This window comes from Amycolatopsis sp. Hca4, assembly GCF_013364075.1.
Classification (GTDB): domain Bacteria; phylum Actinomycetota; class Actinomycetes; order Mycobacteriales; family Pseudonocardiaceae; genus Amycolatopsis.
In genome coordinates, this window is sequence record NZ_CP054925.1 from 8,857,799 (window position 1) to 8,876,509 (window position 18,711).

Below are 18,711 nucleotides of genomic sequence, written 5' to 3' on the forward strand. Positions count from 1 at the left end.
CGATGAGCACGGGGTCCGGATTCGACGGCGAACCACCCGGGGGGCACCGCCCCGCCGGGCGTGGGGACGACGGCACGTTCGCCGACGTCCTCAACGGGTTCACGCTGGATTCCGGCCGTGCCCGCCGGAAGCGCAAGAAGAGCAAGGAGTCCCCGCAACCCCCGGCCGCCGGTGCGCACGCGGCCGCGGATCCGCCGGCGCCCGCGCCGTCGGCCGACCAAGGAGATCGTGTGACCTCTTTAGTCTCGCCCCCCGGCAGTACCGACGGGGACAGTCCCAGGCCGGGTGGGCTGTTCGACCCCGGCCCGCCCAGCGGCGAATTCGTCATGCCCGCGGTGTTCGAGCCGCCGCCCGCGCCGGAGGAGCTGACGGCGATCGTCCGGCCGTACGCGCTGACCGGCGGCCGCACCAAGGCCAATTACGCCCTGGAGCTGGAGACACTGATCTCCGCGAAGGACTACGCTGCCACCGGTGGCTTCCCCGAAGTGGCTGCGGAGCAGATCGAGTGCATCTCGATCATGGAAGAGTGCCGGACCCCCCGTTCGGTCGCCGAGATCGTTTCGGCGCTGCGGGTGCCACTGGGCGTGGCCCGGGTGCTGATCAGCGACGCGGCCGACGCGGGGCTGGTCACGGTGCACAAGACGATTACGGGCAATGACGGCGCCGAGGCACATCTGGTGTTGATGGAAAGGGTTTTGAGTGGACTCCGTCGGCTTTAAGGCACCGCGGGACACCGCGCCCCCGACCATGACCTCCGCCAAGATCGTGGTGGCCGGCGGCTTCGGCGCGGGGAAGACGACGTTCGTCGGGTCGGTGTCGGAGATCGTGCCGCTGACCACCGAGGCGATGATGACCGACGCCAGCGTGGGGGTCGACAACCTCGACCACACGCCGGGCAAGTCGACGACCACGGTGGCGATGGACTTCGGCCGCGTCTCGCTGGACGCGGACCTGATCCTGTACCTGTTCGGCACGCCCGGGCAGCAGCGGTTCTGGTTCATGTGGGACGACCTGGTCCGCGGCGCCATCGGCGCGGTGGTACTGGCCGACACCCGCCGGCTGGCCGACTCGTTCGCGCCGATCGACTTCTTCGAGGACCGCGGGCTGCCGTACATCGTCGGCATCAACACGTTCGACGGCGTGCTGGAGCACGACATCAACGACGTCCGCGAGGCGCTGTCGATCGACCCGAACATCCCGATCGTCCGCTGTGACGCGCGGGACCGCGAGTCGACCAAGCAGACCCTGATCACGCTGGTCGAGTACGCGATGCGGCAGTGGATCGCGCTGCGGGCGGCCAACGCGCGCTGACGGTGGCGGAGCCAAGGCCCGGGGGACCCCCCGGGCCCGGCGCCGCTCACGCACGGCGGTAGCGCAGCAGCACGACCTCGTCGTCGAAGACGCGCGACTGCGCCAGGGTGAGGCCGAGGCGCGCGGTGCCCTCGGCGAACGGCCGCTTGCCGCCGCCGAGGACGACCGGGTGCACGAACACCTGGTACTCGTCGATCAGGCCGCGGGCGGTGAGCTCCGCGGCCAGTTCCGCGCCGCCCATCAGCAGCACGTCCTCGCCCGGTTCGGCCTTCAGGGCCGCCACCGCCGCACCGAGGTCACCGCCGACGACGCGGGTGTTCCAGTCCGCCTTCTCCAACGTCCGCGAGAACACCACCTTCGGCGTCGCCCGCCAGACCGGGGCGAACGCGATGTCGTGCGGGTGGTCCGAGATCGACTCGGCGGTCGGCCAGTACGCGGACATCATGTCCCAGACCTTCCGCCCGTAGGCGAACTCGCCGCAGCGCGCGGTCACCTGCTGCGAGTAGGCCGACAGCTCCGGGCCCAGCACCGGCCAGTCGAACTCGCCGTTCGGGCCTTCGACGCAGCCGTCGAGCGAAGTGTGGACCATGTGGACGATCTCGCGCATTTGCCTCTCCTCCTGGTGGGCTGACCGAGGAGGTCGGAGCCGCGGACGCGGACCGGACACGCGCGCCGGAGAAACTTTCAGTACTCGTCGTGGCGCCGCCACCACGAGCTGGGCGCGTCGTCGCCGCGGCTCTCCTCTTCCCAGGCTTCCTGGCGGCCGAGCGGCGTGACGTCGAGGTAGCGGTGGGAGGCGAGGAACATCTCGCCGCCGCGCCCGGTGGTGAAGTAGGTGCGGTAGACCCGGTCGCCGTCGCGCAGGAACACGCTGACGCCGAAGCCGGAGCCGACGCCGCAGTCCTCGGTGAAGTCGCTGCCGTGCGCGGACAACCACGGCACGTCCCAGCCCATCCGTGCCTTGTACCGCTCGATCTCGGCCAGGGTGGCGGGCGCGACGACCTTGAGCGTGACGTCGCGGGCGTGCAGGTGGGCCAGGTGCGGCAGGTTGTCGAGGACCAGCGAGCAGCCGGGGCAGCCCGCCTTGTCGCCCGGGTGCAGCATGAAGTGGTAGACGATCAGCTGGCGGCGGCCGTCGAACAGGTCGAGCAGGCTCTGCGTCCCGTCGGCCGAGTCGAACGCGTAGTCCTTGGTGAAGGGCACCATCGGCAGCCGGCGGCGTTCGGCGGCGAGGTGGTCCGCCGCCTTCATGAGCTCCTTCTCCTTGACGAGCAGCGCGTCGCGGGCCGCCTGCCACTGTTCGGGCGAGACGATCTCGGGCAGGGCGTGGTGGGTCGCGGTCATCGGGCGTCCTTTCCTCGGATGAAGCGGGTCAGGTCTTCGAAGCTGGAGGTCCAGCCCTCGTCGTGGCCGTCGCGGTCGGCGACGGTCGGGAAGCCGCTCTGGACGAAGGTCATCTCGGTCTTGCCGTCGAGGTCGGCGAAGCCGATCGTCACGAGGGTCTCGGTGCGCAGGTCGCCCTCGGTGTCCCAGGCGAAGGTGAACACGAGCCGTTCGGGCGCGGTGACCTCGCGGTAGACGCCGTGCATCCAGTGCTCGTCGCCCTCCGGGGAGCGGATGCACGCCCGCCAGGCGCCGCCGGGCCGGGTGGCGAGGGTGACGGCGGAGCCGGTGTAGCCGTGCGGGCCGAGCCAGCTCGCCAGCTGGTCGGGGTCGGTCCAGGCGGCGAAGACGAGCTCGCGCGGGGCGTCGAACACGCGGGTGATGGTCAGGTCAGGCATCGCCGGTCAGCCTCCGCAGGTGGTCCTCGAGGCGGTCGAACCCGTCGTCCCAGAACCGGCGGTAGGTCGCGACCCAGTCCGCGACGTCCTCCAGCGGCTTGGCTTCCAGCCGGCAGGGCCGCCACTGGCGGGTGCGGCCGCGGGTGATCAGGCCGGCTTCTTCGAGGACCTTCAGGTGCCGGGACACCGCGGGCAGGCTCATCGGGAGCGGCTCGGCGAGCTCGTTCACCGTCGCTTCGCCTGCCGAGAGGCGCGCGAGGATGGCGCGGCGCGTCGGGTCGGCGAGGGCCGAGAACGTCCGGCTCAGCGTGTCGGTCATTTCACCATCCTGTTAATTAACGAACTCATTAAATACAGGCTGGAGCAGGCGGGTGTCAAGGTTCTCCGGGGCTGCCGTGAGAGCCGCGTCACTGGTCCTCGGGTTTCCAATAGTAGGAAGTCAAAGTATTTTGGGGGGATGAGCAGCGAGCTGTACCGCCCCGTGCACCCCGTCCGCTTCGTGACGGCGTCGAGTCTCTTCGACGGGCACGACGCGTCGATCAACATCATGCGGCGGATCCTGCAGTCCCAGGGCGCGGAAGTGGTCCACCTCGGCCACAACCGGTCGGTCGACGAGGTCGCCACGGCGGCCATCGCCGAGGACGTCCAGGGTGTCGCCATCTCTGCTTACCAGGGTGGGCACGTCGAGTACTTCTCCTACCTGGTCGAGCTGCTGCGTGAACGCGGCGCCGGGCACATCAAGGTCTTCGGCGGCGGGGGCGGGGTGATCGTGCGCGAGGAGATCGAGCTGCTGCACTCGCGCGGCGTCGCCCGGATCTTCTCGCCCGAGGACGGCTACGAGATGGGCCTGCCGGGCATGATCAACTTCATGATCAAGGCCTGCGACGTCGACCTCGCGGCCGAGGCGCCCTCGCTGGACAAGGTGCTTTCCGGGGACGTCGCCGCGCTCTCGCGGGTCATCACCCAGCTGCAGGCTTCGCAGCTGCCCGGCGATCTGCTGGGCGGGATCACCGAGGCCGCGGGCAAGCGGGAGGTGCCGGTGCTCGGCATCACCGGCACCGGCGGCTCGGGCAAGTCGTCGCTCACCGACGAGCTGATCCGCCGCTTCCGCCTCGACCAGGAGGACAAGCTGCGGATCGCGGTGCTCGCCGTCGACCCCTCGCGGCGCAAGGGCGGCGGCGCGCTGCTCGGCGACCGCATCCGGATGAACTGCCTCGACGGCTCCCCGGTCTACTTCCGCTCGCTGGCCACCCGCACGACGTCGGGGGAGATCCCGGCCGGGCTGAGCGAGTCCATCCTGGCCTGCAAGGCCGCCGGGTACGACCTGGTGATCGTGGAGACGCCGGGGATCGGCCAGGGCGATGCCGGCATCGTCGACTTCGTGGACGAATCGCTGTATGTGATGACGCCGGAGTTCGGCGCCGCGTCGCAGCTGGAGAAGATCGACATGCTCGACTTCGCCGACGTCGTCGCGATCAACAAGTTCGAGCGCCGCGGCGCCGAGGACGCCCGCCGCGACGTCGCGCGCCAGCTGGTGCGCAACCGCGAGGCCTTCTCGTCGGCGCCGGAGGACATGCCGGTGTACGGCACGAGCGCGGCGAAGTTCAACGACGACGGCGTCACCGCGCTGTACCAGCACCTGCGCGGGATGCTCGCCGAGCGGGGCCTCGGCGTGTCCGCGGGGACGCTGCCGCAGGTCGAAGGCAAGGTGTCCACGGACGCCTCGACGATCATCCCGGGCAACCGGTCCCGGTACCTGGCCGAGATTTCCGACACCGTGCGCGGTTACCACGCGAAGACGCAGGCGCAGGTCGCCGCGGTCCGCAAGCGTGACGCACTGGCCCTCGCGCGCGAAGAACTGGCCAAGGCGGACGCGTCGACCGACGCGCTGGACGGCCTGCTCGCCGCCGCGGAGTCCGATGTGGACGGCGAGTCGGCAAAGCTCCTCGAGCGGTTCCGGTCGCTCGCCGAGGAGTACCGCCAGGACGAGCTGGTCGTGAAGATCCGCGACAAGGAGCTGCGCACGCAGCTGTGGCGCGACACGCTGTCGGGCAACCGGATCCCGCGCGTCGCCCTGCCGCGGTACGCCGAGTCCGGCGAGCTGCTGTCGTTCCTGCGCCGCGAGAACCTGCCGGGCTACTTCCCGTACACCGCGGGCGTGTTCCCGTTCAAGCGCGACGGCGAGGACCCGGCGCGGATGTTCGCCGGCGAGGGCGACGCGTTCCGCACCAACCGCCGGTTCAAGCTGCTGTCGGCCGATTCCGAAGCCAAGCGGCTGTCCACGGCGTTCGACTCGGTGACCCTCTACGGCCACGACCCCGACACGCGTCCCGACATCTACGGCAAGGTCGGCACGTCGGGCGTGTCCATCGCGACCCTCGACGACATGAAGGTCCTCTACGACGGCTTCGACCTGACCGCGCCGAACACGTCGGTGTCGATGACCATCAACGGCCCGGCGCCGACGATCCTGGCCTTCTTCCTCAACACGGCGATCGACCAGAAGCTGACGGCGTTCCGCGAGGAGCACGGGCGCGAGCCGTCCGACGCCGAAGCCGCCGAGCTGCGCGAATGGGTGCTGAAGAACGTCCGCGGCACGGTGCAGGCCGACATCCTCAAGGAGGACCAGGGCCAGAACACCTGCATCTTCTCCACCGAGTTCAGCCTCCGGATGATGGCCGACATCCAGGAGTGGTTCATCGAGCACGGCGTGCGCAACTTCTACTCGGTGTCCATCTCCGGCTACCACATCGCCGAGGCCGGGGCGAACCCGATCTCGCAGCTGGCGTTCACGCTGTCCAACGGCTTCACCTACGTCGAGTCGTACCTCGCGCGCGGCATGGACATCGACGACTTCGCGCCGAACCTGTCGTTCTTCTTCTCCAACGGCATGGACGCGGAGTACTCGGTGCTCGGCCGGGTGGCGCGGCGGATCTGGGCGGTGGCCATGCGCGAGCGCTACGGCGCGAACGAGCGGTCGCAGAAGCTCAAGTACCACGTGCAGACGTCCGGGCGGTCGCTGCACGCGCAGGAGATGAGCTTCAACGACATCCGGACCACGCTGCAGGCGCTGTGCGCGCTGTACGACAACGCGAACTCCTTGCACACCAACGCGTTCGACGAGGCGATCACGACGCCGTCGGAGTCGTCGGTGCGCCGCGCGATGGCCATCCAGATGATCATCAACAAGGAGTGGGGCCTGTCGAAGAACGAGAACCCGCTGCAGGGTTCGTTCGTCATCGACGAGCTGACCGACCTGGTCGAGGAGGCCGTGCTGGCCGAGTTCGACCGCATTTCCGAGCGCGGCGGCGTGCTGGGCGCGATGGAGACCGGCTACCAGCGCGGCAAGATCCAGGACGAGTCGATCCTGTACGAGCGCAAGAAGCACGACGGCTCGCTGCCGATCATCGGCGTCAACACCTTCCGCAACCCGCACGCGGGGGAGGAGGACGTCGAGGTCGAGCTGGCCCGGGCGACCGAGGACGAGAAGAAGTCCCAGCTGGACCGCCTCGCGGACTTCCAGCACCGCCACCACGAGGAGGCCCAGCAGGCCCTCAAGGCCCTGAGGGAGGCGGCCACCCGCGGCGGCAACCTGTTCGGGGTGCTGATGGACGCGGCCCGGGTGTGCTCGCTGGGCCAGATCACGGAGGCGTTCTTCGAGGTCGGCGGCCAGTACCGGCGCAACGTCTAGCGGCGTACCGCCTTCAGCCGCCACACGGGGACCAGGACCCGGCCGTCCGCGTCGGTGCGCAACCGGCGTCGGCCAGCGCGACGACCCCGGGCTGCGGGGCACCGGGGTCCCACGGCCGCCCTTATTCAACGTACGGTGAGATCACTTCATCCTGCACCCGATGTCACCCCGGTGGTAGTCCTGGAGACATGAAATTCGGGATCTCGACGTTCGTGACCGACGAGGGCATCCGGCCGGACGTGCTGGGCGCGGCGCTGGAAGAGCGCGGCTTCGACTCGCTGTGGCTGGCCGAGCACTCGCACATCCCGGTGAGCCGGGAAAGCCCGTACCCGGGCGGCGGCGACCTGCCGCGCGTGTACTACCGCACGCTGGACCCGTTCGTGGCGCTGACCGCCGCGGCGACGGCGACGTCGGAGCTGCTGCTCGGCACCGGCATCGCCCTGCTGATCCAGCGCGACCTGATCCACACGGCCAAGGAGGTCGCCTCACTGGACCTGATCTCCGACGGCCGCGCGCTGTTCGGCGTCGGCGTCGGCTGGAACCGCGAGGAGATGCGCAACCACGGCACCGACCCGAAGACCCGCGGCGCGCTGATCGACGAGCAGCTGGCCGCGCTCAAGGAGATCTGGACGAAGGACGAGGCGGAGTTCCACGGCGAGCACATCGACCTCGACCCGATCTTCAGCTGGCCGAAGCCGGTCCAGAAGCCGCACGTCCCGATCTACATCGGCGGCGAGAGCGAAGCGGCGCTGAACCGCCTGGCCAAGTACGGCGACGGCTGGCTCCTCCGTGGCTACACGAAGTACCAGGAGGCCCAGCGGGTGCGGGGCTGGCTGGCGGACCAGGGCCGCGAAGACGTCAAGTTCGCGGTGTTCGGCGGCCCGACGACGCCGAAGGTGATCGACGGCTTCCGCGAGGCCGGCGTCGAGCGGTACACGTTCCTGCTGGACACGCTGCCGGAAGCGGAGACGCTCAAGGCACTGGACGAGCTGGCGGAGGTGGCCGCCGCACACCGCTGACGCCCGCGCCCGGCACCGGAAACCGTCGGTGCCGGGCGATAGTGTGGAACCGGGGGGCGCCCCCGCGGGCGGGGGCGCGGCGGCTACTTGCTGGGCAGCAGTCGCACCCGCCGGCCACGCCGATGCCGAGGCTCACGGCGTGGATCCGGACCGTGTGCCAGCGGCGAAGACCGTGCGGCAGCTTGCCGTCGCGGTAGTCGACGTGCTGGTCCCAGTCGCAGACCTGGGCCAGGCGTCTTCCAGGCGGGCGGAGTGCCGGAGCAGGGCTGCGCCGGTACTCCACGGCGGTCCACCCCGCGGTCGCTTCGATGATGCCGTCGCGGTCGTGCGTCCGCGGGTCGAGCACGCCGAGCAGGGCCTGCTCGACCAAGCTCCCCGAGCGCGCGGCCGGCGTCGGTGACATGGGCGAGCACGTGCCCGCGCGTCCAGCCGGACAGCAGCGGCGACGGCGCCAGGACCTGCTCGTCGGTCAGCCGTCCAGCGTGTGGTGGAATCGGGGCGCCCCCGCGGTTCAGACGGCGGCTATTTGCTGGGCAGCAGTCGCACCGCCGGCTACGCCGATGCCGAGGTCCACGGCGTGGACCCAGACCCAGGCGACCGGGATCACTTGTCCAGCAGCAGGTGCACCGACAGTTCGAGGCGGTTCGCCACATCGGCCGCCGAGGCGCGGCGGGTCACCCAGGCCACCAGGTTCGCCATCCAGACGTCCGCGACCACGTGGAAGATGTCCCGGTCGGCCTCGGCCGGCTCGGCGATGCCCATCGCCTTGGCGAACATGTTCTCCATCAGCCGCCCGACCTGCTCGACCTCGGCGGCGGCGGACGTGTCGGCGAACATGAACGCGCGCACCATGGCCTCGGTCAGGTGCGGGTCGCGCTGCATCATGCGCGTGTTGCGGCCGAGGACGAACATCAGCCGCTCGGCGGGGGTCTCGCCCGGGATGGCCTGGCGCTCCAGCTTCTCCTGCGCGCGCTCGAATTCGCGGGCCAGCCCGGAGACCAGCAGGTGGATCTTCGAGGGGAAGTACCGGTACAGCGTCCCGAGCGCGACGTCGGCCTTCTCGGCGACGGCCCGCATCTGGACGGCGTCGTAGCCGCCCTTCGAGGCGAGTGCGAGGGTGGCGTCGATGATCCGGCGGCGGCGGTCGCGCTGGGCGGCCGAGCCGAGCTCGTCGGCCCCGATCGCGCTCAGGCCGTTGCCGCGGGCCTTGGTCTTGCCTGGCATCGGCATTCCCCCGTCCTTCGGAACTTGTTCCAGTTCAAGACGTAGATTACCTGTCCTGGCGAACCTCGCGACAATTGACCCACTGGCCGGAAAACTGTAACACGTTCTACACTCGTGAGTAGTGTCCCGTCCTGCGAGGAGGCCCCATGCCGGTCGCGCTCAGCGAGGAACAGATCGCGCTGGCCGAGGCGATCCACGCCTGGTCCGCCGCGCACGACCCGAGGAAAGGGGTGCCCGCCGGCTTCGCGGAGCTGGGCCTCTTCGGCGTCGCCCTGCCCGAAGAGGTCGGCGGGGCGGGTGGCAGTGTCGCCGACCTCGCCGCGGGTCTCGCCGCGGCGGCCGAAGAACTCGTTCCGGGGCCCGTGCTGAGCACCGCGCTCGCCGGTCTCCTGCTCGCCGACGTCCCGGACGCGAAAGAGCTCCTCCCCGCCCTCGCCGAGGGCGAAGCCACCGCCGCGGTGCTGCTCGAGCCCGTGTCCCTCGAGGACGGCGTCAGCGGGCCCGTACCCGGGGCGCAGCCGGAAGCCTGGCTGCTCGTGCCGGTCGACGGCGGCCACGTCCTGCTCGCGCCCGGGACGCCCGGCGTGACCGTCGAGCCGCTGGACGCGTTCGACTTCTCGCGTCCGCTGGCGCGCGTCCGCTTCTCGGGAGTCCGTGCCGAGCCCCTCACCTTGCCGCCGGTCGCCGAACTGGCCGCGACCCTGGCGGCGGCCGAGGCGGCGGGCGTGGCGCGGCGGTGCCTGACCGTCGCCGTCGAGTACGCCAAGGTCAGGGAGCAGTTCGGCAAGCCCATCGGGGCGTTCCAGGCCGTCAAGCACCTGTGCGCCGAGATGCTCTGCCGCGCCGAAGCCGCCGAAGCGCTGGCCTGGGACGCCGCGTCCGGGCAGCACCCGCTTTCGGTGGCGAGCGCGGCCGTGGTGGCACTGGACGCGGCCGTCGCCAACGCCAAGGACTGCATCCAGGTCCTCGGCGGGATCGGCTTCACCTGGGAGCACGACGCCCACCGGTACCTGCGCCGGGCGGTGGCCCTGCGGCAGTGGCTCGGCGGGGCGTGGCGGCGGCGGGCGGCGTCGCTGGCGCTGTCCGGGAGTGAGCGCACGCTGGGCGTCGACGTCGGCGACGATCCCGCGCTGCGGGCCGAGGTCGCCCGGATCGCCGCGCTGCCCGCCGACGCGCAGCGTGTCGCGCTGGCCGACGCGGGGCTGCTGACACCGCACTGGCCGGCGCCCTACGGCCGGGGCGCCGACGCCGCGGAGCAGCTGCGGATCGACGCAGCGCTGGCTGCCGCGGGCGTCCGGCGTCCGGACCTGGTGATCGGCGCGTGGGCGGTGCCGACGATCCTCGAGCACGGCAGCGACGAGCAGCGCGAGCGGTTCGCCCGGCCCACCCTGCGCGGCGAGCTCACCTGGTGCCAGCTGTTCAGCGAGCCCGGCGCGGGGTCCGACCTGGCGGCGCTGCGGACGGCGGCCCGGCGTGTCGACGGCGGCTGGCGGCTGTCCGGGCAGAAGGTGTGGACGTCGCTGGCCCGCGAAGCCGATTGGGGCATCTGCCTGGCCCGCACCGACCCGGACGCGCCCAAGCACAAGGGCATCACGTACTTCCTCGTCGACATGCGCGCCGAGGGGATCACGACGCGGCCGCTGCGGGAGATCACCGGCGAGGCGGTGTTCAACGAGGTGTTCCTCGACGACGTGTTCGTGCCGGACGCCGACGTCGTCGGCCCGCCGAACGGCGGCTGGCGGCTGGCGCGCACGACGCTGGCCAACGAGCGGGTGGCCATCGGGAGCGGTTCGGCGGTCGGGGAGAGCGTGCAGACGCTCGTGTCCACTGTGGACGCCTCGGCCCTGGACGACGTCGCCCTGGACCGGCTCGGCGCGCTGGTCGCGGACGGAGTCGCGGGTTCGGTGCTCGACCTGCGGGCGGCCCTGCGCCGGCTGGAGGGGCAGGACCCGGGCGCGGAGTCGAGCGTCCGGAAGCTGCTCGGCGTGCAGCACCGGCAGGACGTGGCCGAGTTCGCGCTGGAGCTGGCCGGCTCGGGTGCCTTGCTCGCCGACGGCCCGGCCCAGCACGAATTCCTGCTCACCCGCTGCCTTTCCATCGCCGGCGGCACCACGCAGGTCCTGCGTTCCCTCACGGCCGAACGCCTCCTCGGCCTGCCCCGCGGCTGATGCCCCGCCGATCACGCGTGAAGCCCCGCGGCGCCCGGGTGGGTTGCGTAGCGCAACGGTGCGAAAGGACCGTTCGCGCCGTCGGGGGCAAAACTGTCGGGGTCGTGTTCTAGCGTTGCGGTCGTGGAGTTCAGCGCAGACACCCAGGCCACCTACCTCCCCGCGGATCCCCCGCGGGACGGGGTGCTGGCCCTGTGGGGCGAGGACGTGGCCGGCGGGACCACGATCGAGCTCGTGCTGCCCCGCGGAGCCAAGTTCGCGCGGACGAAGGTCGAGGCCGAGCTGGTGCCGCTGGAGCGGGCGCTGCCCCGGCTGCTGTCGGTGGGGGAGGAGGCCAGCCCGGCGGTCGCGGCGTGGTCGGCGGCCGTCAACGCGGGGGTGAACCTGGTCGCCCGCGGGCGGCTGCGCCCGGCGGCGTCACCGGGCGGGGCGGCGGCCTGGCGGATCGGCCCGCTGGACGCCGCCGACGAGGAACTGCTGCGGGGGCTGGCGGGCGCGCTGCCCCCGGAGGCGTACGCGCTGCCGCTGACCGGGTTGAAGCGGATCCGCCTGCACTCGCCGGACTCCCTGGTCCGCGCGTTGTGGGACGCGACGGCCGACCTGCTGGTCCGCAGCCCGGCCGCCCCGGTGGGGGTGGGCGATCCGGCGTTCGCGGCGCGCGAACCGGCGTTGCTGGGCCCGGATGGCGCGGCGTGGCTGGCGGAGCTGGAGGCCCGCGAGCCCCGCGGCGTCCAGGTGCTCCTGCGGGTCGAGGGCGTGGACGACGAGTCATTCGCCGGGGTGCTGGCGGTGCGCAGCATGGCGGAGCCGAGCCTGGTGGTGGAGGCGGCAACGCTGTGGGACGCACCGGACGCGGTGCTGAACCGCCTCGGCGACCAGGTCGAGACGCAGCTGCTGCTGGGCTTGCGGCGGGGAGCGCGGGCGTGGGCACCGCTGGGCCGGGTGCTGACCCAGGCGACACCGGCTTCGCTGGCGTTGTCCGACGAGGAGGTGGTCGACCTGCTCACCGACGGCGCCAGGGAGCTGGGTGGCGCCGGCATCGAGGTGCTCTGGTCGAAGGGCCTGTTCGCGGGCGAGGTGAAGGCCCGCGCGAGCGCGACCCAGGCGCCGGCGAGCGTCACGGAGGCGGAGTTCGCGTTGCGTTCGCTGCTGGAGTTCCGCTGGCAGCTCAGCCTGGGCGGCGAGCAGCTGACGGAGGCCGAGGTGGCGGCGCTGGCCGAGGCGAAGAGGCCCCTGGTCCGCCTGCGGGGGCAGTGGGTCCGGGTGGATCCGCAGCTGCTGGCCCGGGTCCGCGGCCGGACCCGCAAGCTGGACGCGGGCGAGGCACTGGCGGCGGCGTTGACGGGCGAGCTGGAGGTGGACGGCGAGAGCGTGGAATTCGCCGCCCCGCCCGCGCTGGGTGGGCTGGCCGCACGCATCCGCGACCGAGGGGAGGCGGCGGTCCCGACCCCACCCGGCCTGCAGGCGACGCTGCGGCCGTACCAGCAGGCGGGGTTGTCGTGGCTGGCGACGATGACGGGCCTGGGATTGGGCGCCTGCCTGGCCGACGACATGGGCCTGGGCAAGACGATCCAGCTGATCGCCCTGCACTTGCACCGGCGCGAGCTGGCCAGGGCCGGTGGGCTGGGGTCGGGCCCGGAGCGATGGCCGGAGGCGATCGAAGTGGAGGTCGAGCTGCAACCGGGAGAGGGGCAGCCGAGGGCGAGCACCCGGGCGGCGGTCGAGGCGCCATCGGCGCTTGGCGGCGAGCGGGCCGGCGAGGCGACTCGATCGGCGGCCGAGCTGCAACCGGGAGAGGGGCAGCCGAGGGCGAGCACCCAGGCGGCGGTCGAGGCGCCATCGGCGCTTGGCGGCGAGCGGGCCGGCGAGGCGACTCGATCGGCGGCCGGGCAGCAACCGAGCGAAGGGCAGCCGAGCGCGAGCACCCGGGCGGCGGTCGAGCTGTCCCCAGCCCTCGGCGGCGAGCGGGCCGGCGAAGTGACTCGATCGGCGCCCGAGCCACTGCCTGTTGAAGGGCGCCATGGCGAGGCGGCCGAGCCGCGGCCCGGCGAGGGGCAGGCCGGCGGACCGCAGACCGAGCCGCCGATCGGCGAGCAACCGGCGGCCGCTCCATCGCCGGCGGCCGAACCCATTCCGGCCGGCGATCGCGAGGCGATGCCTTCGAGCGGCGAACCCCTCCCAGCGGCCGGCGGCGGTGGGCCGACCCTCGTCCTCTGTCCCACCTCCCTCCTCGGCAACTGGGAACGCGAGTTCGCCCGCTTCGCCCCGGAAATCCCCGTCCGGCGGTTCCACGGCGGCCGCCGCCACCTCGACGACCTCGCCCCCGACGAGGTCGTCCTCGCCACCTACGGTGTCCTCCGGCGCGACCGCGCCACGCTGTCCGAAGTGGACTGGGGCCTCATCGCCGCCGATGAAGCGCAGCACGTCAAGAACCCGCTCTCCGCCACCGCCAAAGAGCTGCGCAAGATCCCCGCCCAGGCCAAGGTCGCCCTCACCGGCACCCCCGTCGAAAACCGGCTCACCGAACTCTGGTCCATTGTGGACTGGACCACCCCCGGCCTGCTCGGCCCGCTCGACCGCTTCCGCCGCACCGTGGCGCGCCCGATCGAACGCGACCGCGACAAGGCCGTCACCGCACGGCTCGCCGCCACCGTCCGGCCGTTCCTCCTGCGGCGGCGCAAGACCGATCCGGACATCGCCCCGGAACTGCCGCCGAAGACCGAGACCGATCGGTTCGTCCCGCTCACCGCCGAGCAGACCACGCTCTACGAAGCCGTCGTGCGGGAAAACCTCGCCGAAATCCGGGAAACCAAGGGCATCGAACGGCGCGGGCAGGTCCTGAAGCTGCTCACCGAGCTCAAGCAGATCTGCAACCACCCCGCGCAGTTCCTCAAAGAACCGCACGGCGCGCTCACCGGCCGCTCCGGCAAGCTCGCGGCGTTCGAAGAACTCCTGGACGTCATCCTCGACGAAGGCGAAAGCGTCCTGGTCTTCAGCCAGTACGTCCAGCTCTGCCGCCTGCTCGAACGGCGCCTGAAAGACCGCGGCCTGCCCACCGAACTGCTCTCCGGCGACAGCTCCCCGGCGAAGCGGCAGGACATGGTCGACCGGTTCCAGGCCGGCGAAATCCCGGTCTTCCTGCTCTCCCTCAAGGCCGGCGGCGTCGGGCTCAACCTGACCCGCGCCACCCACGTCATCCACTACGACCGCTGGTGGAACCCGGCGGTCGAAGACCAGGCCACCGACCGCGCCTACCGGATCGGGCAGGACCGGCCGGTCCAGGTGCACCGGCTGATCGCCGAAGGCACCCTCGAAGAGCGGATCGCGCAGGTCCTGGAAAAGAAACGCGGTCTCGCCGAGTCGATCGTCGGGGCCGGGGAAGACTGGATCACCGAACTGTCCGACGACGAGCTCGCCGATCTCGTCCGGCTCGGGAGCGGGTGATGCCACCGAGGCGCAACTTCGGCACGACGTGGTGGGGCCGCGCCTGGGTCGAGGCCCTGGAACAGCGCGCGAAGCTCGACCCGAACCGGCTGCCCGCGGGCGGACGTACGCGCGCAAGGGCACCGTCAGCGAGCTGCACTTCGGTGCCGGCGGGATGACGGCGTGGGTGCGCGGCAGCCGGCCGGAGCCGTACAAGGTGACCATCACCATGCGCACCTTCACCGACGGCGAGTGGGACACCCTGCTCGGCGTGGTCGGCACCCAGCTCGGCCACGCGGCCGCGCTGCTCGACGGGGAGCTGCCCGGCGCGCTCACCGAACAGGCGCGCGAGGCGGGCGTCGACCTGCTGCCCGGCCCCGGCGACCTGCGGCCGCGGTGCTCGTGCCCGGACTCGGCGAACCCCTGCAAGCACGTCGCCGCGGTGTACTACCTGGTCGCCGACGAGGTGGACCGGGATCCGTTCACGCTCTTCCTGCTGCGCGGACGGCCGCGGTCGGACGTGCTGGCCGAGCTCCGCGCCCGCCGGTCGCCGGCCCGCGGCGAGAAACCGACGCTCCCGAAACCCGCCGACGAGGGCCTGACCCCGCGTGCGGCCTACGCGCGAAAACCGGGCGCGATCCCCGCCCTGCCACCACCGCCGCGGGTACCCGGGCCGCCGGCGGTCCTGGACCTCGACCCGCCCCCGGCCACCGGCTGGACGGCGGCGGCCCTCTCGGCCCTCGCGGCGGACGCGGCCGCCCTGGCCCGAGACCTGCTGGCCGGCGGCCCGGCCCCGGCGGAGCTGACGTTCGAGGAAGACCTGGCCCGCCGCGCGGCCGGCCGCACGAGCGCGGAGATCACCGCACTGGCCACGGCGGCGGAGGTGTCCCCGAAGGACCTGGCCCGTTGGGCCGAGGCCTGGCGCGAAGCCGGCCGCGGCGGCCTCGCCGCCCTGCGCGAGACCTGGCAGCCGGGCCCCGGGCCGATGGCCGAAGGGCAGGAAATCCTGGAGGACACGGGAAAGCCGACACTGTGGCGAAACCGCCTCACGCAAGGAGAGCTGCAGCTGCGCTACGGCCGTGACGGACGCTGGTACCGCTTCGTCCGCGAAGGAGCCGAGTGGCGCCTCGACGGTCCACCCTCGGCGAGCCCGCTGGACCTCGTCTACTGAGCCTGCTGACCGTCGGAACTTGCCTGGGATTTCGCAGGTCCGGCTGCAGACTGACATGATGCCAGCGCGGCTCCAGCGACGGACAAGGCCGGCTCGCCGAGCCGAGCGGATGGGAGCGCTGGTCGTGAGTGGATCGTTACCGTGCGGTGTCCTTTGCGTTCTGGCGAGCATGTCCTTCTCGTGCATTGACGAGGCTTCGTGTAACGGCTAGTCCCCGCGTCCCGTCATGTTGTAGGGACGACGGAATGAGAACAACGTGTCAGTGTGGGCGAAGCTACCCCTCGGGACCACTCGGCTACGGCGAAGTTGGGGCCGACGAGGGGGAACGTGGTGGTGGGCAATTCTCGTGATCGTACTGCCGGTCACCGCGATCGCCGGCGCCGCCATAATTGTTCTGTTGACATTCGTTGATGTAAACAATACTCAGAACCAGATTGAGCTGATCAAGACCGGGCTCACTGTCGGCGCTGGTACTGGCGGTATTGTGGCGTTGGTCCTGAACGGCAGACGACAATGGTCGACTGAGCACGACGCCACTGAGCGTCGGCTGACTGAGTTGTATGTCAAGGCAATAGAGCAGCTTGGATCAGAGAACGGTGTAGTGCGCCATGGCTGCCTTTACGGGCTTGAGCGTGTTGCTCAAGACAACCCGCGTCAGAGGCAGTCGGTTGTCGATGTGATCTGTGCATACCTGCGCAGACCGTACACGCCGCCGACTGTTCATCGCCCACTGGGAAAGCAGCGTTCGAGATTTCGTGCGGATCACAGCCGTGGCGGTGACTCTGATGTCAAGTCGGCAGTTTCTTCTCGCGAGGAACGTGAGATACGTCTGGCTGCTCAGCGTATTCTCGGCAAGCACCTTTCTCCTGGTGATTTTCCTGATCATCCTGACCAAGCGTTTTGGGTGGATATAGATCTAGATCTCTCTGGAGCAATTCTCTCTGATTTCAGTCTCAAGTTCAGTCGAGTCCGAAGTGCTCGGTTTGCGGGCGCGAAATTTATCGGGGATGCGGACTTTTCGAGAACAGTGTTCATGGGTGTCGCCGATTTCGCTGGCGCGGAGTTCGTTGGCTCCGTTCGGTTCGATGAGGCAAAGTTCTCTCAATATGCCGGATTCTCGGGTGTTGGATTTGGTGAATACGCATGGTTTGAGGATGCTCAATTCTTGTTTGCTGCCACCTTCGATCGCTCGAAATTTGCCGACTTTGCCGGTTTTGCCGGAGCCGAATTCGCTGGCCCTACTGGGTTCGAGGAAGTTCATTTTGGCGGTAATGCAGTGTTTCAAGACTCGACCTTCGGTGGGCGTGTGGAGTTCGAGGCCTCGACTTTGTGTGGGATTGCCAGCTTCGAGGGCGTGAAATTTCGGGCCGATGCGACATTTTCTGGTGTAAGATTCGTCGGATTGGCTGATTTCAGGGAATCTGAATGGCAAGGGCTGGTAGAATTTGTAGAAGCAGGTTTCCTTGGTGTGGCTGATTTCAATAAGGCGGACTTCTTGGCCGACGTCAAACTTGGGGGAGTCAGCTTTGCGGAGGCGTCCGCATTTTCGGGAGCGTCATTTTTCGGTTCTGTTGAGTGTGACGATGGAAGTTTCGAAATGTCTCCGTTGTTCGTCGACGCCGATTTTTATGGCGCGACCGGGTGACGGTTGGATCGATATCGGGTCGAGTTCATTGAGTGCGCTCGGCCTTCCAGGTGTTGTACGTGTGGTCCAGGAATCGCGCCACGCCGCGGACCACGTGCGCCGACCGCACCGACGTGAACACGTCGAACGCGTGCTGCGCCCCCGCCAGCTCCGCGTACGCCACCGGCTGCCGGGACTTCTCCCGCAGCCGCGCGACGAACTCGCGCGCCTCTCGCACCGGCACCAGCGAATCGTCGCGGCCGTGGATCACGAAGAACGGCGGGGCGTCCGTCGTGATCCGGTCCAGCGGGGACGCCGCGATGTATTCGTCCAGGTGCGCCACCGGGTCGCGGTCCGGGGCGAATACGCGGCGGGCGATCAGGGTCTCCAGCCGGTACTTGCTCGCCGGTGCACCGGACGTCGCCGCGAAGTCGTACACGCCGTAGTGGGGGACGCACGCCTGGACGCTCGTGTCCACGTCCTCGAACGACGGCTGCAGCGCCGGGTCGTTCTGGGACAGCGCCAGCAACGCCGACAGGTGCCCGCCCGCCGAACCGCCCGTCACCGCCACGAACCGCGGGTCGCCGCCGTAGGAGGCGATCGACGAGCGGATCCAGGCCAGTGCCTGCTTCGCCGCGACGATGTGCGCCGGCCAGCGGTGGGCCGGCGCGAGGGGGTAGTTGATCGCGACGCACACCCAGCCCCGGCGGGCCAGGTAGCGCATCAGCGGCCTGCCCTGCTCCTCCTTGTTGCCGATCACCCACGCGCCGCCGTGGACCTGCAGCAGCACCGGCGCGCCCGCAACGTCCTCGAGGGGCCGGTACACGTCCAGCAGGAACCGCTTGCCGCCCGGGGCGTACGCGATGTTGCGGTCGACCCGGACGTCCGGGGCGCCCATCCGGAACGGCAGCGCCAGCTCGCCCCACGGCAGGCCCAGATCGGACCGGCCCAGCTCCGACGCGTAGTCCGCACCCAGAGCCGACCTGAGCGCCTCCTCGATCTCCTCGCGGGCGCCGTGGCCGGTGCGGACCAGCGCGGCCAGCCCCGCGGCGGACGCCGCCGCCATCGCCAGGCCCGCCTTCGTCGACCGGTCGCCCACACCGTGGCGGGCCACGTGGACCAGGGAATCCGCCGCCGTCAGCGCCATGAGCTGGGGTGCCAGCTCGCCGGTCAGCCAGCCGGCGAAGAACACCGGGATCGTCGTGGACCGCGCCCGCAGCGGGCGGAGCGCGTTGGCGGTGAGACCGAGCTGGACCGCGCGACGGGTCAGGAAATTCGGCTGCACCACCGCGATGATAC

At 70.6% G+C, this 18,711-nt stretch carries 14 protein-coding genes and 1 pseudogene; 8 read left to right on the forward strand and 7 right to left on the reverse strand.

All coding sequences use genetic code 11. The features are described from left to right. The first annotated feature begins 2 nt into the window (after positions 1 to 2). Positions 3 to 719 carry a DUF742 domain-containing protein gene (locus tag HUT10_RS51430; RefSeq protein ID WP_254897236.1) on the forward strand — a complete coding sequence of 239 codons (717 nt, stop codon included), beginning with the start codon at positions 3 to 5 and terminating at the stop codon, positions 717 to 719. Between the two features lie 28 nt (positions 720 to 747). After that, on the forward strand, positions 748 to 1,311 hold the full coding sequence (locus tag HUT10_RS40360) for an ATP/GTP-binding protein (RefSeq protein WP_004561255.1): 564 nt from the start codon (positions 748 to 750) through the stop codon (positions 1,309 to 1,311). A 46-nt stretch (positions 1,312 to 1,357) separates the two neighbouring features. Here the strand turns inward: HUT10_RS40360 and HUT10_RS40365 are convergent, their stop codons facing one another. The 4 genes from HUT10_RS40365 to HUT10_RS40380 form a co-directional block, all read right to left on the reverse strand. Further along, positions 1,358 to 1,918 (reverse strand): dihydrofolate reductase family protein, encoded by a 561-nt coding sequence (locus tag HUT10_RS40365; protein WP_176175996.1) that lies wholly within the window; start codon positions 1,916 to 1,918, stop codon positions 1,358 to 1,360. A gap of 77 nt (positions 1,919 to 1,995) precedes the next feature. Next, positions 1,996 to 2,655 carry a DUF899 domain-containing protein gene (locus HUT10_RS40370; protein ID WP_176175997.1) on the reverse strand — a complete coding sequence of 220 codons (660 nt, stop codon included), beginning with the start codon at positions 2,653 to 2,655 and terminating at the stop codon, positions 1,996 to 1,998. After that, positions 2,652 to 3,092, reverse strand: coding sequence for an SRPBCC domain-containing protein (locus HUT10_RS40375; RefSeq protein WP_176175998.1), 441 nt, complete (start codon positions 3,090 to 3,092; stop codon positions 2,652 to 2,654). Before HUT10_RS40375 ends, HUT10_RS40370 begins: the two co-directional genes overlap by 4 nt. After that, complete coding sequence (locus tag HUT10_RS40380) at positions 3,085 to 3,411, reverse strand: helix-turn-helix transcriptional regulator (RefSeq protein WP_176175999.1); 327 nt, start codon at positions 3,409 to 3,411, stop codon at positions 3,085 to 3,087. Before HUT10_RS40380 ends, HUT10_RS40375 begins: the two co-directional genes overlap by 8 nt. A gap of 138 nt (positions 3,412 to 3,549) precedes the next feature. Between HUT10_RS40380 and icmF the strand changes: the two genes are divergently transcribed. Together icmF and HUT10_RS40390 are read left to right on the forward strand one after the other, a co-directional pair. Further along, positions 3,550 to 6,783, forward strand: a complete 3,234-nt coding sequence (icmF, locus tag HUT10_RS40385; RefSeq protein WP_176176000.1) for a fused isobutyryl-CoA mutase/GTPase IcmF — start codon at positions 3,550 to 3,552, stop codon at positions 6,781 to 6,783. Between the two features lie 188 nt (positions 6,784 to 6,971). Beyond that, positions 6,972 to 7,802: an LLM class F420-dependent oxidoreductase gene (locus HUT10_RS40390; protein ID WP_176176001.1), complete on the forward strand. Its 831-nt coding sequence runs from the start codon at positions 6,972 to 6,974 to the stop codon at positions 7,800 to 7,802. An 83-nt stretch (positions 7,803 to 7,885) separates the two neighbouring features. Here HUT10_RS40390 and HUT10_RS52330 read toward each other — a convergent pair whose 3' ends face one another. Both HUT10_RS52330 and kstR read right to left on the reverse strand, forming a co-directional pair. Further along, a complete protein-coding gene (locus tag HUT10_RS52330; protein ID WP_176176002.1) occupies positions 7,886 to 8,455 on the reverse strand; it encodes a maleylpyruvate isomerase N-terminal domain-containing protein in 570 nt (189 codons plus the stop codon). Next, positions 8,406 to 9,032 carry a cholesterol catabolism transcriptional regulator KstR gene (gene kstR, locus HUT10_RS40400; RefSeq protein WP_176176003.1) on the reverse strand — a complete coding sequence of 209 codons (627 nt, stop codon included), beginning with the start codon at positions 9,030 to 9,032 and terminating at the stop codon, positions 8,406 to 8,408. Before kstR ends, HUT10_RS52330 begins: the two co-directional genes overlap by 50 nt. Before the next feature lie 140 nt (positions 9,033 to 9,172). Between kstR and HUT10_RS40405 the strand changes: the two genes are divergently transcribed. The 4 genes and pseudogenes from HUT10_RS40405 (at position 9,173) to HUT10_RS40420 (ending at position 17,433) form a co-directional block, all read left to right on the forward strand. Beyond that, the gene (locus HUT10_RS40405; RefSeq protein WP_176176004.1) at positions 9,173 to 11,194 is read left to right on the forward strand and encodes an acyl-CoA dehydrogenase; all 2,022 of its coding nucleotides are present in this window, start codon (positions 9,173 to 9,175) and stop codon (positions 11,192 to 11,194) included. A gap of 123 nt (positions 11,195 to 11,317) precedes the next feature. After that, positions 11,318 to 14,638 (forward strand): SNF2-related protein, encoded by a 3,321-nt coding sequence (locus HUT10_RS40410; protein ID WP_176176005.1) that lies wholly within the window; start codon positions 11,318 to 11,320, stop codon positions 14,636 to 14,638. Next, positions 14,638 to 15,788 (forward strand): annotated as a pseudogene (locus HUT10_RS40415) (SWIM zinc finger family protein). Before HUT10_RS40410 ends, HUT10_RS40415 begins: the two are co-directional and overlap by 1 nt. A gap of 346 nt (positions 15,789 to 16,134) precedes the next feature. After that, positions 16,135 to 17,433, forward strand: a complete 1,299-nt coding sequence (locus HUT10_RS40420; RefSeq protein WP_176176006.1) for a pentapeptide repeat-containing protein — start codon at positions 16,135 to 16,137, stop codon at positions 17,431 to 17,433. Positions 17,434 to 17,458: 25 nt separating this feature from the next. Here the strand turns inward: HUT10_RS40420 and HUT10_RS40425 are convergent, their stop codons facing one another. Beyond that, entirely contained in the window at positions 17,459 to 18,697 is a 1,239-nt protein-coding gene (locus HUT10_RS40425) for an alpha/beta hydrolase (protein WP_176176007.1), read from the reverse strand. Between the last annotated feature and the right edge of the window lie 14 nt (positions 18,698 to 18,711).